Raw genomic sequence first — 12,419 nt, 5'->3', positions numbered from 1 at the left:
CCCGCCTGAGGAGCGACGGTCCACGTCCCCGCCTGATTACGGCGGCCCATGGCTCCCGGCTGGGGAGCGTCGGTCCATGACTCGCAGCCGGGGAGCGGCAATCCATGGCTCCCGGCCGGAAAGCGGCGGCCCACAGCTCCCAGCTGAGGAGCGGCAATCCATGGCTCCCGGCCGAGAAGCGGCGATTCACGGCTCCCAGCCGGGAAGCGACGGCCCACAGCTCCCAGCCGAGGAGCGGCAATCCATGGCTCCCGGCCGAGAAGCGGCGACCCACGACTCCCAGCCGGGAAGCGACGGTGACCCCCCAGCCGGGAAACGGCGGCCCACGGCCCCAACCGAGGAGCGGCAATCCACAGCTCCCGCCCCATGACACCATCGACCACGTGCTCGACATCGGCTACGCCCTCTCCCACCGCTTTCCCGACCCCCCGCAGTTCGACTACCGCCGTGCGGACGTCCACGCGCTGCGGCACGACCTGTTCTGCGGGGACGTGTATCTCGCGGACACGAAGGCGGACCGGGAGCTGTCCACAGCCTGGGGATGGGTTCCGGTGCTCGACTTCGCGTGGGCGCTGTGCGACATCGTCGAGCTCTTGGACCAGGACCCCCGGGGGAGCCGGGCGTCGCGCCCCCAGTACGCCGAGCTCGACTTCACGGAGTCGACGGACCGCATGCTGTTCACCCGCCGCTTCGGTTGGGTGGACATCGAGGCGGACTGGATGCAGGCGGAGGAACCCCCGCTCACGTTCTCCCACTCCGAGCTGCGCCGCGAGGCCCGGGACTTCCTCCAGGACCTCCTGGCAGACCTGACGGACCTCCACGAGTCGCTCGCGGACAACCCGGCGATCTGGACGCTCCAGTCCCGCTTCCCCCGGGCGTAGGCACCGCCTCCCCCAGGCGTAAGCACCGCCTCCCCCAGGCATAGGCGCCAGCTCCCCCGGGGCGTAGGCATCGGGCGGGGACGCCCCCCGCATCCGCCCCCAGCCGGCCGCTAGTCCACCCGTACGCCGACCTGCGCGGCGAACGCCGGTGCCAGGTCCATCAGTTGGGCCGTGCTGATCACCGAACCCGCCAAGCAGTCGATCCCCCGGAGGATGTCCACCTCGGCCGCCTCGCGCAGGTCGACGTCCTTCATGCGCACGCCGCTGAAATCCGCCCCCTTCAGCACGCAGCCCACGAACTCCACCCGTTCCAGCGCCGCCTGCCCGAAGTCCGGCTCCACCAGCACGCAGCCCTCGAAGACGACGTCCTTCAACCGCGCCTTCCGCAGGTTCAGATAGTCGATCTTCCCGCCCCGCACGACCACCCGCTCCAAAACACTCCCGTGCAGCTGAACACCCCCCAGCCGCGCGTCGACCACCTCCACGTCCCGCAGCGAGGCCTCCGCCAGTTCCGTGCCGACCCCTCGCAGTTCCGTCAGTACGGAGTCCACGAACCGCGCCCGGCTGAGCCGTGTCTCCGTCACCCCGCAGCGCGTCAGCGCACAGTCCAGGAACAGCGCTCCCCCGCCGTCCTGTCCCGCCAGATCCAGGTCCCGGAACTCGACCCCGTCGTAATCCCCGTCGGGCTCCAGCTCACCCCCGCCGAGCCCCGACTCCGCGAACCCCCGCAGCGCGGGCAACCGCACCTCGGGCCGCCGAGCCTTCTTCACCCCTGCCGCGTCCCGCTGCCCATCCCTCAGTCCCATACGCCCATCGTGCACCCACCCACTGACAACACCGATGACGCCGATAACGCCGACAGCACCGACAACACCGCCCCGCCCCGATGTCACATCCCGGGCGCCCCGTCCGTCGTACCGGGAGAGGAGCGCACGCGCGCCACCACGACGAGACAGGAGCCCACCCCATGACCGGCAACCGCAAGACCCTCAGCATCGTCGGCGGCGGCTTCGCCGGACTCACCGCGGCCATCACCGCCGCGGAAACCGGCGCCCGGGTGACCATCCACGAGTCCCACCACACCCTCGGCGGCCGGGCCCGCACCGCCGAAGGCCCGTACCGCACGAACGAAGGCCCGCACGCCCTCTACAACGGCGGCCCGCATTGGACCTGGCTCAAGCAGCGCGACCTCATCGGCCCCCTCGCCCCCCTCCCGCCCATCGAAGGCACCCGGCTCCGACTCCGCCACCAGGGCAGGCTCCGCCGTACCCCACCCCTCGCCATGCTGAAGCTCCTGCGCCGCAAGGCCGAACAGGCGCCCGTCGACGAGGACTTCATGACGTGGGCCACCGGCGAGGTCGGCGAGGAAGGCGCACGCGCCGCCGCTCACTACATCGCCGTGGCGACGTTCCACCACGACCCCGGCTCCCTCTCCGCCAGGTTCGTGCACGAGCGACTGCGCCGCGCCACGAAGCTGCCCCCGGAGGCGCACTACCCGAGCGGCGGCTGGGGTTCGGTCATCGACCGCATGGCGACCCTCGCCTGGAACCTGGGCGTACGGGTGGAGACGCTGTCCCGCGTCGACTCCCTCACCCCGCTCTCCGCCAAGGGACCGGTCGTCGTCGCGACCTCCCTCCCGGCGGCCCGCCACCTGCTCCAGGACGACACCCTGCGCTGGGACAGCGCCCGCACGACCCTCGTCGACGTGGCCCTCACCTCCCGCAAGGGCGACCTGTTCGCCCTCTCCGACCTGGACGGGGCCGGCTGGATCGAGCGGTTCACCACCCAGGACCGCGGCCTCGCCCCCGCGGGGCAGGAGCTCGTCCAGGGCCAGCTCCCGCTCTCCCCCGATGAGTCCAAGGCGGACGGCGTGGCCCGCGCCGACCACCTGCTCGACCTCGGCTTCCCCGGCTGGCGCGACCGCCTGGTCTGGCGCCGCGACTCCGTGTCCAACGGCCGTACCGGCGCGGTCGACCTGCCCGGCACCACCTGGCGCGACCGCCCGGCGATCGACCGCGGCGACGGCGTCTACCTGGCCGGAGACCAGGTCGCGGCGCCCGGCCTGCTCTCCGAGGTCTCCTTCAACAGCGCCCTCGAGGCGGTGACGCTCGCACTCACCTCCACACGGCTCGACCTCAAGTCCGCTTGAAGTGGCGCCCGGACTCAGGCAGCCCCGAGCCCCGCCAACGCCCCGTCGGTCAGCCGGTACACGGTCCACTCGTCCTGCGGCAGCGCGCCCAGCGACTTGTAGAAGTTGATCGACGGCTCGTTCCAGTCGAGCACGGACCACTCGAGCCGCTCATAGCCCCGCTCCACGCAGATCCGCGCGAGCTCGGTCAGCAGCGCCTTGCCGTGTCCGCCGCCGCGCGCCTCGGGCCGTACGTACAGGTCCTCCAGGTAGATCCCGTGCACCCCACGCCATGTGGAGAAGTTCAGGAACCACAGCGAGAACCCGACGGCCTCCCCCGTGGCGTCGTCCTCGGCGATGTGCGCGAACGCGGCGGGCCGCTCACCGAAAAGCGCCTCACGCAGCTGCTCCTCGGTGGCCCTGGCCTCGTCGAGCGCCTTCTCGTACTCGGCGAGGTCGCGGACCATGGCGTGGATGACGGGGACGTCGGCAGGCGTGGCGGTACGAATCATGGCGGCAGAGTACGACGATCCGGCGCCGCACAGCAGGTCGTCACCGTCCGAGCAACCGACGCGCGACCTCCAGATCCTCCTCGTCCGGCGGCCGCCCGTCCTCGATCTCCCACAGCGCGTTCTGCAGCACCCGCCCCAGCGTCCACGCCCGTGCCCGCCCGCGGTCCAGGCCGAGCACCTCGCTCATCGCGTCGAAACGCCACAGCACGTCGTCCGCGTCGAAGCGGTTGTTGAGCGCCGGCCACAGGTCGAACCCCGGGTCCCCGGCCAGCGGCTTCGGGTCGATGGCGAGCCACGGTTCACGCTCGGCCGCCAGGACGTTCTCGAAGTGCAGGTCCCAGTGCAGCAGCCGGTCACCCGGCTCCCCCACGACCTCGCGCATCGCGCCCCCGCACCGCTCCACGAGGGCGCGGTCGGCCGGATCGGGGATCGCCCTCAGGGCATCCGGCAGGTCGGCGAGCATCTGCGCCGCGATGTCCGCGAGCCGCCGCATTCCCGCGGGCGCCGGCACTGACGTGAGCCGGGCGAGCAGCTCGGCGATGACGAGGACCGCCCTGTGCGTGCCCTCCACCGTCTCCTCCACCGTCGACAACATCCGCCCGGAGTCGAGGCGTTCCAGCAGCATCGTGCCGGTGCCCTCGTCGTGGTCCAGCAACCGCACCGCCCCGTCGCCGTCCCACACCCGCAGCCCGACCGGCTCCCCCTCCGTCTCCTCGTCCAGGAGCTGGAACTTGACCGCGGCAGGGGTGCCGTCGCGCCGCACCACGGGCAGCACGAGCGCCGCCATGCCGTGCATCGAGGGGCCGTCCACCCGCAGGTCCCACCGCTCGACGAACTCCGCCACGCGCGCGGGCAGCGCCGCGACGAAGGCACGGCCCGGCTCCCCCGCGTACAGGTGCTGCGACTCGATCAGCCCGTCCGGAATGCGAATGTCGATCACGCCGGCGACGCTACCGGCGTGCGTGAATCGCCGCATGGGGATTGATCGGGCCACACGCACGGTGCGGGCCTACGTCCGCGACGCCCCCGGCACGTACATCTGGCTCGCGGTCCTCTTCGTCACGACGGTCGCGATGCACCACATGTCACCGGAGTTCGAGAAGGACTTCCTGCTCCAGCGCTCCACGAACATCCACGAGCTGTCGCAGAACCCCGTGCGGGTCCTGGTCGCCAGCGCGTTCTGGACCGACGGCGGCACCTGGCTGTCGTACGCCGTGCTCTACACCCTCTTCCACGCCACCGCCGAGCACTGGCTCGGCACGGCCCGCTGGCTCGCGGTGGCCGCGGGCGCGCACGTCATGGCCACGCTCATCAGCGAAGGCGTCCTCGCCCTCGCGATCCGCCACGGCGCGGCCCCGACGTCGTCCGTCAACACCCTCGACGTCGGGGTGAGTTACGCGCTCGCGGGCGTGATCGCCGTCCTCACCTACTGGGTGCCGAGCCCCTGGAGACACGCGTATCTCCTGATCGTCCTCGCCGTGTACGGCACTCCGCTGGTCACCGGCAGGACCTTCACCGACCTGGGCCACTTCACCGCGGTCCTGATCGGCCTCGCCTGCCACCCGCTGACCCGGAGCGCCGTACGCCCGGCACCCGGAAGGTGGAGGCTCAGGAGATCCCCGAGGCCTTGAGCTCCTGCGCGAACGCGTCCTGGTCGAACAGCGAATTGCTCTCCGCCTTCTTGCCGTCGATGACGACGGTCGGCGTGCCCTGCATGCCGTCGTCGGTGAAGGCCTGCATCGCCTCACCGACCCAGCCCTTGTACGTCCCCTTCTTCACCGCCTTGTCGAACGCGGCGCCCCGCAGCCCGTCCACGCTGTCGGCGATCTTGAGCAGGAACGCGGGCGTGAAGGCGTCCTCGGTCTCCCGCTCGGGCTGGTTGGCGAAGACCGCGGCATGGAACTGCGGGAACTTGCCCGCCTCCACCGAGGCACGCAGCGCGTTCGCCGCGTTCACCGAGCCGCTGCCGCCCAGGTTCTTGTCGAGGAACGAGGCGAGCGTGTACTCGACCTTCACCTTGCCCTCGGCCACCGGCTTCACCAGGGCCTGCGCGCCCGTCTCCTCGAACTTCTTGCAGATCGGACAGCGCGCGTCCTCGTACAGCTTGACCGTGTGCCCGGCCTTCGGGTCGCCGACCGTGATCACACCGCCCTTCACCGTGGCGGGCGTCCCGGCGAGCGCGTCCGTGCCGGCCGGCGGCTCCTTCACCTCCGGACCACCGGTGGACGCGGACTCCGACGCCGACGCCTTGTCGTCGCCCCCGCCCGTGAGGTCCTCGGGCCCACAGGCGGCTGCGCCCCCGGCGACGAGTGCGGTGGCGGCCACCGCGGCGACGATGCGCCCGGCCTTGCGTACGGCCATCTGAACTGTCCTCCTGGATCTCGGCACGTGCCGCTTCAACATCGCCACGTGCCGGATCAACGTATCGGAACGCCCTCCGCGAGACCCCTCCCCAAAGCCTCCACCAGCGCAGTAACGTCCCGCACATGAGCAGCACGATCAACGGCGGCATCTCGTACTGGTACGCGGACCACGGCACCCCGGCCCCCCGTGAACCCCTGCCGGGCGACGAGAGTGCCGACGTCTGCATAGTCGGCGGCGGCTACACGGGCCTGTGGACCGCGTACTACCTGAAGAAGGCCGCCCCCTTCCTCCGCATCACCGTCCTCGAACAGAAGTTCTGCGGCTACGGAGCCTCCGGCCGCAACGGCGGCTGGCTCTACAACGGCATCGCGGGCCGCGACCGCTACGCCCGCATGCACGGCAGAGACGCGGCGGTCCGCCTCCAGGAGGCGATGAACGAGACGGTCACCGAGGTGATCGAAACGGCGAAGGCCGAAGCGATCGACGCGGACATCCACCACGGCGGCGTCCTGGAAGTCGCCTACACGCCCGCCCAGTTGGGGCGCCTGAAGGAATTCCACGCCACCGAGCTCGCGTACGGCGAGAAGGACCGCACCCTGCACGGCGCCCGCGAGACCGCCGACCGGATCCGCGTCGCCGGCGCCGTCGGCTCCACCTGGACCCCGCACGGCGCGCGCCTGCACCCGGTGAAACTGGTGAAGGGCCTCGCGGCGGCCGTCGAGGCACTCGGCGTCACGATCCACGAATCAACACCCGTCACGGAGATCAAGCCGAAGCACGCGATCACCCCGTACGGCACGGTCCGCGCCCCGTACATCCTGCGTTGCACGGAGGGCTTTACGGCATCCCTCAAGGGCCAACGCCGCACGTGGCTCCCCATGAACTCCTCCATGATCGCGACGGAGCCCCTGTCCGCGGCCCAATGGGAGTCGATCGGCTGGGAAGGCCGGGAGACGCTCGGCGACATGGCGCACGCCTACATGTACGCCCAGCGCACGGCGGACGACCGCATCGCCCTGGGCGGCCGAGGCGTCCCCTACCGCTACGGCTCGCGCACGGACAACGACGGCCGCACGCAACCGGCCACGATCGAGGCCCTGCGCGAGATCCTCACCCGCTTCTTCCCCCAACTGGCCGGAGTCGAGGTGGCCCACGCCTGGTCCGGCGTCCTGGGCGTCCCCCGCGACTGGTGCGCCACGGTCACCCTGGACCGCGCGACGGGCCTCGGCTGGGCGGGCGGCTACGTCGGCTCAGGCGTGGCCACCGCCAACCTCGCGGCCCGCACCCTGCGCGACCTGGTCCAACAGGACTCGGGCCAAGCGGGCCCCACGGACCTCACGACCCTCCCCTGGGTCAACCACAAGGTCCGCAAATGGGAACCGGAACCGTTCCGCTGGCTCGGCGTCCACGGCATGTACGCGACGTACCGCAACGCAGACCACCAAGAACTGACCACCCCAACAGCCAGGTCCCCCCGCCTGGCCCGCCTGGCAGACCGCTTGTCGGGCCGCCACTGAGCACACAGATCCGACACGAGGGCCCAGGTCAACGCGCGTACCCCTGGGCCCTCGCCCCCCTAGTCGACATCGATCCCGAACTCCCGGACCAGCGACTCCAACCCACCCGGATAGCCCTTCCCGCCCACCACGAAACTCCAGTCACCGCTCGACCGCCGCCTGAACGAACCCAGGACCAGCGCGGTCTCACCAGGTTTGCCATCCGACACCGGAACGTGGTCCAACTCCCCGCCCTCCGCGTCCCGCAGACGAATGCCGGCACGGGTGAATTCCCCGAGATCAGCTTCCTGGTCAGCCTCCGGATCCACCGCGGCCACCAGCACCAGACGGTCGGCCTCCTCCGGCAGCTCGTCAAAGGCGACCCGCATCGCGGCCCGGTCCCCGGCGAATTCACCCAGCATCCGGACCGAGCCGTCGGGCGTCTGGACATTGTTGTAGAAGACGAAGTGACTGTCGCTGAGCACGCGGCTCCCCGTGCACACCAGCGCACACATCCAGGGGCACACTCCCCGCCCAGGACATGCCCAAGACGTTGTACTCACCAGGCTCGGCGTCAGCCTCCTCGGCGACTCCCCACCGGGGATCCGGCACCTCGGCCTCATCACCCAATCGACCGCGTAATCCGCACCGGCGCAGCAGATCAACCAACTCCGGACCGGCTACCAACGTCAACGGCTTTCCATTGGCGAACGCATACGAACCAGGGCCGAATCCCGAAGTCGTTACCAGCACCCCTTTATTGGCCCCCGCCGCCTGAACAGTGCCGTACAAGTCCCGCACGGCACTCGGCGGAACCGTATGGCGGTAGCGCTTCACCTGAACAACGATCTTCCCGCCACTGATCGGGTCCGGATCCACCGCGTCCACGTCCACTCCCCCGTCATGCGAGCGCTGCGTCATGACCGCCTGCATGCCACGCGCCCGGAACAGATCGGTGACCAGTTCCTCGAACTCCACCGGATCCATCGCCAGCAGATCCGGCTCCCCCTCGCCCCCACGCGCCACCACACCGGAACCCACCTGACCGGGAAGCCTCTCGGGTCGCACCGCCGTCCGCTGGTCCGGCCGCACGGCCAACCGCCCGTGCAGCCCGTCGACGAGACAGTCCACCGGCCCCGCCGTCTCCAGCCGTAACCGGGCGAACACCTCGGCCTCGACCATCACCGTGGCCAGAAATACCTCCGTACGCAGCCCTGTGGCCGGATCAAAATCGTCCACGAAGCCGTTCAGCGCGACCGACGAGAGTATCCCGAACTCATCGGCGGCGAAGAGATCACGGACAGCAAGCAACACGCACTGCGCCAGCACTTCTCTGTATAACGATCTCCGCTGCCCCATCGGCCGCGGGATCTCCCTCTGCCGGTCCGAACCGACGAAGTACCGAACCATTCGGGCCTCCGGCACCACGTCACTCCCCGGCAACTGCCAATTCAGCACCAATTGCCGCATCAGCGGATCAAAAGCAGCCACCACTTGACGCGGGAATCCGTCCGGCCAGCCACGCGACGCGTACAGAGCCGCCGAAAAGTACTCGACGACGGTCGCCGGATCCCTTTCCCGCAAGGCGGCGGTCATCTCGGCCACCCGCTCGTTGTGCGCACGTACCTCAGCGGCGCGCGCAGCACCCCGGTCCACGACCGGGTCCGCCCGCTTCAACGAAGCAGCGCAGAACGCCGGAGCCCGACACCCGGCCACCAAGAACCCGGAAAGAACGTCCACCCGGGAATCCAGCTCATCCGTGAGCCGCGAAGCCTCTGCCTCACGCCGCCTGCGGTACTCGGCCTGACGCCCACGCTGCATCCGCGCCATGTCCCGCTCACGCGCACGCAACTCCCGCCCCTCGTCGCGCTCCCGCTCCAACTCCAACCGGAGCCGGGCCTCGCGCTGACGCTGCTCCTGACGCTGCGCCTCGGCCCATTCCCCGATCAGTCCACTCGAACGACCGCTCATATCGCTCGTCCCCCTTGCACACTGCCCCGGAAGTCAAGTGTGCCGGAGGGGGGAGACGGGGACCACTGGTTGGACGCGAGGTACTTCAGGACATGGGGAAGCCCAGGCCAAACGTACTCTGACCTGGGCTTTTCGAGCCCCCTGTCGGATTCGAACCGACGACCTACGCATTACAAGTGCGTTGCTCTGGCCATCTGAGCTAAGGAGGCATGCAGCGGTGTGCCCGAGCAGTGTAACCAACCTCGCACGTGCCCCCGTCGAAAATTTCCTCGAAGGTCGCGGGCGCAGGACTACTGACAGACCGATGACCCCCGGGGTACGGTCACGAGCAGTTCACTCAGGTGGACTACACCACTCCTCTCTTTACAACGGATCGTCCGGCACGTTCCTGCCGGTGAAGGGGGCCCTCACCATGGCCACTGTTTCGTTCGACAAGGCGACCCGCATCTACCCGGGTGGCGACAAGCCCGCCGTCGACCAGCTTCAGCTCGACGTCGCGGACGGCGAATTCCTCGTCCTCGTCGGCCCCTCCGGCTGCGGAAAGTCCACCTCCCTGCGCATGCTCGCGGGCCTGGAGGACGTGAACGCCGGAGCCATCCGCATCGGTGACCGCGACGTCACGCACCTGCCGCCCAAGGACCGGGACATCGCCATGGTGTTCCAGAACTACGCGCTCTACCCGCACATGACGGTCGCCGACAACATGGGCTTCGCCCTGAAGATCGCGGGCGTCAACAAGACCGAGATCCGCCAGAAGGTCGAGGACGCGGCGAAGATCCTCGACCTGACGGACTACCTGGCCCGCAAGCCGAAGGCGCTCTCCGGTGGTCAGCGCCAGCGTGTCGCCATGGGTCGCGCCATCGTGCGTGAGCCGCAGGTCTTCCTCATGGACGAGCCGCTGTCGAACCTCGACGCCAAGCTCCGTGTCTCCACGCGCACGCAGATCGCCAGCCTCCAGCGCCGCCTCGGCATCACCACCGTGTACGTCACCCACGACCAGGTCGAGGCCATGACCATGGGCGACCGGGTGGCCGTCCTGAAGGACGGGCTCCTCCAGCAGGTGGACAGCCCCCGCAACATGTACGACCGCCCGGCGAACCTCTTCGTCGCCGGCTTCATCGGCTCCCCCGCCATGAACCTCGTCGAGGTCCCGATCACCGACGGCGGCGTGAAGTTCGGCAACTCCGTCGTGCCGGTGAACCGCGAGGCGCTGTCCGCCGCGGCCGACAAGGGCGACCGCACGGTCACCGTCGGCGTCCGCCCGGAGCACTTCGACATCGTCGAGCAGGACGGCTCCACGGCGAAGTCCCTCTCGAAGGAGACCGAGGACGCCCCGGCGGGCCTGGCCGTCTCCGTGAACGTCGTCGAGGAGCTCGGCGCCGACGGGTACGTCTACGGCTCCGCGGAGGTCGGCGGCGAGCACAAGGACCTCGTGGTCCGCGTGAACGGCCGCAGGGTCCCGGAGAAGGGCACGCAGCTGCACGTCGTGCCGCGTCCGGGCGAGATCCACGTGTTCTCGACCTCGACGGGCGAGCGCCTGAGCGACTGACCTGCGGACATCGACGGACGAAGGGCCCCGCACCCCGGTGCGGGGCCCTTCGCGTTCCCTCAGGTTGTCGACAAATACCCCGGCAGACCGGTCATTTCGCCTGGGGTCCGTCAACACCACTCCAAAAAAACCTCATTCTCCGTCGCTCGACCGAGTGACGTAATGTCGCCAAATCATCACCGAGCGCTACGCTCACTCGCGTGACGCACTCCGCCAACTACACCCAGAAGCCGCGCCGAGCCCACCGAGGCCCCGCCCGACGCATCGGCCGCACGCTCGCTCTCGTCCTGCCCGTGATGCTGGTGCTCTCCGGGACCCTCGCGGTCACCAGCGTCAACTGGTCCGGGAACTCCTCGGATTCGATGCTCACCGCATCCGCCGACAATCTCTCCAAGCCGGCCAAGTCCCGCGCCCCGCAGGACGTCCTGCGCGACAAGCTGCTCCTGGAACTCCAGGAGAAGAACCCGGGCGTCGCGCTCACCCACCTCCAGCAGGAGGTGAATCGTCACCCGTCGCTCGCCAGGCACTGCGTCTCCATCGCCCGTGCCCTGGGCCGCGCGGCCGTCCGGGCGTACGGGCCGACACGCGCCCAGTCGTATGCCCGCCCGGTCTGCGACACGTCCTTCGCGACGGGTGTCGCCGCCGCCCATCAGAACGGCTGATCGGGCCGGCACGTAGGGTTTCCGGCATGACCGGCGACCCTCACGCTCACAGACCCACGCAGGCCGTCGTCCTGGCCGGAGGCCAGGGCTCGCGCCTCCGTCCGTACACCGACGACCGGCCCAAGCCGATGGTCGAGATCCCCGGCACGGGGACCCCGATCATCGGCCATCAGCTTTCCTGGCTGGCGGCCGAGGGCGTGACGGACGCCGTGGTCTCCTGCGGCCATCTCGCCGAAGTGCTCCAGGAGTGGCTGGAGTCGGCGGATCTCCCGCTGAACGTCACCACGGTCGTCGAGAACGAACCGCTGGGCCGCGGCGGCGGCCTGAAGTACGCCGCCCGCCACCTCCCGCACGCGGACCGCCCCTGGTACGCGACGAACGGCGACATCTGGACCCGCTTCTCGCTGCGCGACATGGCGGCCTTCCACGCCGAGCGGGACGCCACCGCGACCCTCGCCCTGGCCCGCCCCCGCATCCCGTGGGGCGCCGTCGAGACGGACGCGTTCGGCCACATCACGGACTTCATCGAGTCCCCGCCGTCCCCGTACCTGATCAACGCGGGCGTGTACGTCTTCTCCGCCTCGTTCACCGCGCTCCTGCCGGACCGCGGTGACCACGAGCGCACCACGTTCCCGCGCCTGGCCCGTGAGAAGAGCCTGGCGGGCTTCCCGCTGCCGCAGGGCGCGTACTGGCGGGCGATCGACACCGCGAAGGACCTCACCGAAGCGGCCAAGGAGCTCGCGGCGCAGAGCGGATGAGCGGTTGAGCGGTTGAGAACCTCGCGACGAGTTCTTCCCCGCATGAGTTTCTCGACCCGTACGTGACGGGGCCCCGCACAGAACACTGTGCGGGGCCC

General features: G+C 69.9%; 11 protein-coding genes, 1 tRNA gene and 1 pseudogene. 7 read left to right on the top strand and 6 right to left on the bottom strand.

Annotated elements, in window-relative coordinates:
• The first annotated feature begins 383 nt into the window (after window positions 1–383).
• Window positions 384–881, top strand: coding sequence for a hypothetical protein (locus ACWGIH_RS31805; protein ID WP_453448569.1), 498 nt, complete (start codon window positions 384–386; stop codon window positions 879–881).
• Between the two features lie 110 nt (window positions 882–991).
• On the opposite strand, the gene ACWGIH_RS31800 is transcribed toward ACWGIH_RS31805, so the two are convergent.
• Complete coding sequence (locus ACWGIH_RS31800; protein ID WP_453448568.1) at window positions 992–1,687, bottom strand: pentapeptide repeat-containing protein; 696 nt, start codon at window positions 1,685–1,687, stop codon at window positions 992–994.
• A 161-nt stretch (window positions 1,688–1,848) separates the two neighbouring features.
• On the opposite strand from ACWGIH_RS31800, the gene ACWGIH_RS31795 reads away from it, so the two are divergent.
• Window positions 1,849–3,030: an FAD-dependent oxidoreductase gene (locus ACWGIH_RS31795; RefSeq protein WP_453448567.1), complete on the top strand. Its 1,182-nt coding sequence runs from the start codon at window positions 1,849–1,851 to the stop codon at window positions 3,028–3,030.
• Window positions 3,031–3,044: 14 nt separating this feature from the next.
• On the opposite strand, the gene ACWGIH_RS31790 is transcribed toward ACWGIH_RS31795, so the two are convergent.
• Complete coding sequence (locus ACWGIH_RS31790; RefSeq protein ID WP_453448566.1) at window positions 3,045–3,521, bottom strand: N-acetyltransferase family protein; 477 nt, start codon at window positions 3,519–3,521, stop codon at window positions 3,045–3,047.
• A 40-nt stretch (window positions 3,522–3,561) separates the two neighbouring features.
• Window positions 3,562–4,497: an aminoglycoside phosphotransferase family protein gene (locus tag ACWGIH_RS31785; protein WP_453448565.1), complete on the bottom strand. Its 936-nt coding sequence runs from the start codon at window positions 4,495–4,497 to the stop codon at window positions 3,562–3,564.
• On the opposite strand from ACWGIH_RS31785, the gene ACWGIH_RS31780 reads away from it, so the two are divergent.
• Window positions 4,496–5,152 carry a rhomboid-like protein gene (locus ACWGIH_RS31780; RefSeq protein ID WP_453448564.1) on the top strand — a complete coding sequence of 219 codons (657 nt, stop codon included), beginning with the start codon at window positions 4,496–4,498 and terminating at the stop codon, window positions 5,150–5,152. The two genes, ACWGIH_RS31785 and ACWGIH_RS31780, sit on opposite strands and share 2 nt — an antisense overlap.
• Here the strand turns inward: ACWGIH_RS31780 and ACWGIH_RS31775 are convergent.
• A complete protein-coding gene (locus tag ACWGIH_RS31775) occupies window positions 5,130–5,882 on the bottom strand; it encodes a DsbA family protein (RefSeq protein ID WP_453448563.1) in 753 nt (250 codons plus the stop codon). The genes ACWGIH_RS31780 and ACWGIH_RS31775 overlap by 23 nt on opposite strands.
• A 125-nt stretch (window positions 5,883–6,007) precedes the next feature.
• On the opposite strand from ACWGIH_RS31775, the gene ACWGIH_RS31770 reads away from it, so the two are divergent.
• On the top strand, window positions 6,008–7,402 hold the full coding sequence (locus tag ACWGIH_RS31770; RefSeq protein WP_453448562.1) for an NAD(P)/FAD-dependent oxidoreductase: 1,395 nt from the start codon (window positions 6,008–6,010) through the stop codon (window positions 7,400–7,402).
• Between the two features lie 59 nt (window positions 7,403–7,461).
• Here ACWGIH_RS31770 and ACWGIH_RS31765 read toward each other — a convergent pair.
• Window positions 7,462–9,352, bottom strand: a pseudogene (locus ACWGIH_RS31765) (restriction endonuclease).
• A gap of 135 nt (window positions 9,353–9,487) precedes the next feature.
• Window positions 9,488–9,561 (bottom strand) — tRNA-Thr (locus ACWGIH_RS31760).
• Between the two features lie 203 nt (window positions 9,562–9,764).
• Here ACWGIH_RS31760 and ACWGIH_RS31755 point away from each other — a divergent pair.
• The 3 genes from ACWGIH_RS31755 (at window position 9,765) to ACWGIH_RS31745 (ending at window position 12,321) form a co-directional block, all read left to right on the top strand.
• Window positions 9,765–10,901: an ABC transporter ATP-binding protein gene (locus tag ACWGIH_RS31755; RefSeq protein WP_453448561.1), complete on the top strand. Its 1,137-nt coding sequence runs from the start codon at window positions 9,765–9,767 to the stop codon at window positions 10,899–10,901.
• Between the two features lie 200 nt (window positions 10,902–11,101).
• A complete protein-coding gene (locus ACWGIH_RS31750; protein ID WP_365821527.1) occupies window positions 11,102–11,563 on the top strand; it encodes a hypothetical protein in 462 nt (153 codons plus the stop codon).
• A gap of 26 nt (window positions 11,564–11,589) precedes the next feature.
• Window positions 11,590–12,321 carry a nucleotidyltransferase family protein gene (locus ACWGIH_RS31745; RefSeq protein WP_363213109.1) on the top strand — a complete coding sequence of 244 codons (732 nt, stop codon included), beginning with the start codon at window positions 11,590–11,592 and terminating at the stop codon, window positions 12,319–12,321.
• The last annotated feature ends 98 nt before the right edge of the window (window positions 12,322–12,419 follow it).

Source organism: Streptomyces sp. NPDC054872, from assembly GCF_053610705.1.
This window is presented reverse-complemented; position numbering and strand designations above follow the sequence as displayed.

What these genes read in the sequence shown, in the direction of transcription:
- ACWGIH_RS31800 (WP_453448568.1), bottom strand. Translation starts at nt 1,687, where the DNA reads ATGGGACTGAGGGATGGGCAGCGGGACGCGGCAGGGGTGAAGAAGGCT.
- ACWGIH_RS31795 (WP_453448567.1), top strand. Translation starts at nt 1,849, where the DNA reads ATGACCGGCAACCGCAAGACCCTCAGCATCGTCGGCGGCGGCTTCGCC.
- ACWGIH_RS31790 (WP_453448566.1), bottom strand. Translation starts at nt 3,521, where the DNA reads ATGATTCGTACCGCCACGCCTGCCGACGTCCCCGTCATCCACGCCATG.
- ACWGIH_RS31780 (WP_453448564.1), top strand. Translation starts at nt 4,496, where the DNA reads ATGGGGATTGATCGGGCCACACGCACGGTGCGGGCCTACGTCCGCGAC.
- ACWGIH_RS31785 (WP_453448565.1), bottom strand. Translation starts at nt 4,497, where the DNA reads ATGCGGCGATTCACGCACGCCGGTAGCGTCGCCGGCGTGATCGACATT.
- ACWGIH_RS31775 (WP_453448563.1), bottom strand. Translation starts at nt 5,882, where the DNA reads ATGGCCGTACGCAAGGCCGGGCGCATCGTCGCCGCGGTGGCCGCCACC.
- ACWGIH_RS31770 (WP_453448562.1), top strand. Translation starts at nt 6,008, where the DNA reads ATGAGCAGCACGATCAACGGCGGCATCTCGTACTGGTACGCGGACCAC.
- ACWGIH_RS31755 (WP_453448561.1), top strand. Translation starts at nt 9,765, where the DNA reads ATGGCCACTGTTTCGTTCGACAAGGCGACCCGCATCTACCCGGGTGGC.
- ACWGIH_RS31745 (WP_363213109.1), top strand. Translation starts at nt 11,590, where the DNA reads ATGACCGGCGACCCTCACGCTCACAGACCCACGCAGGCCGTCGTCCTG.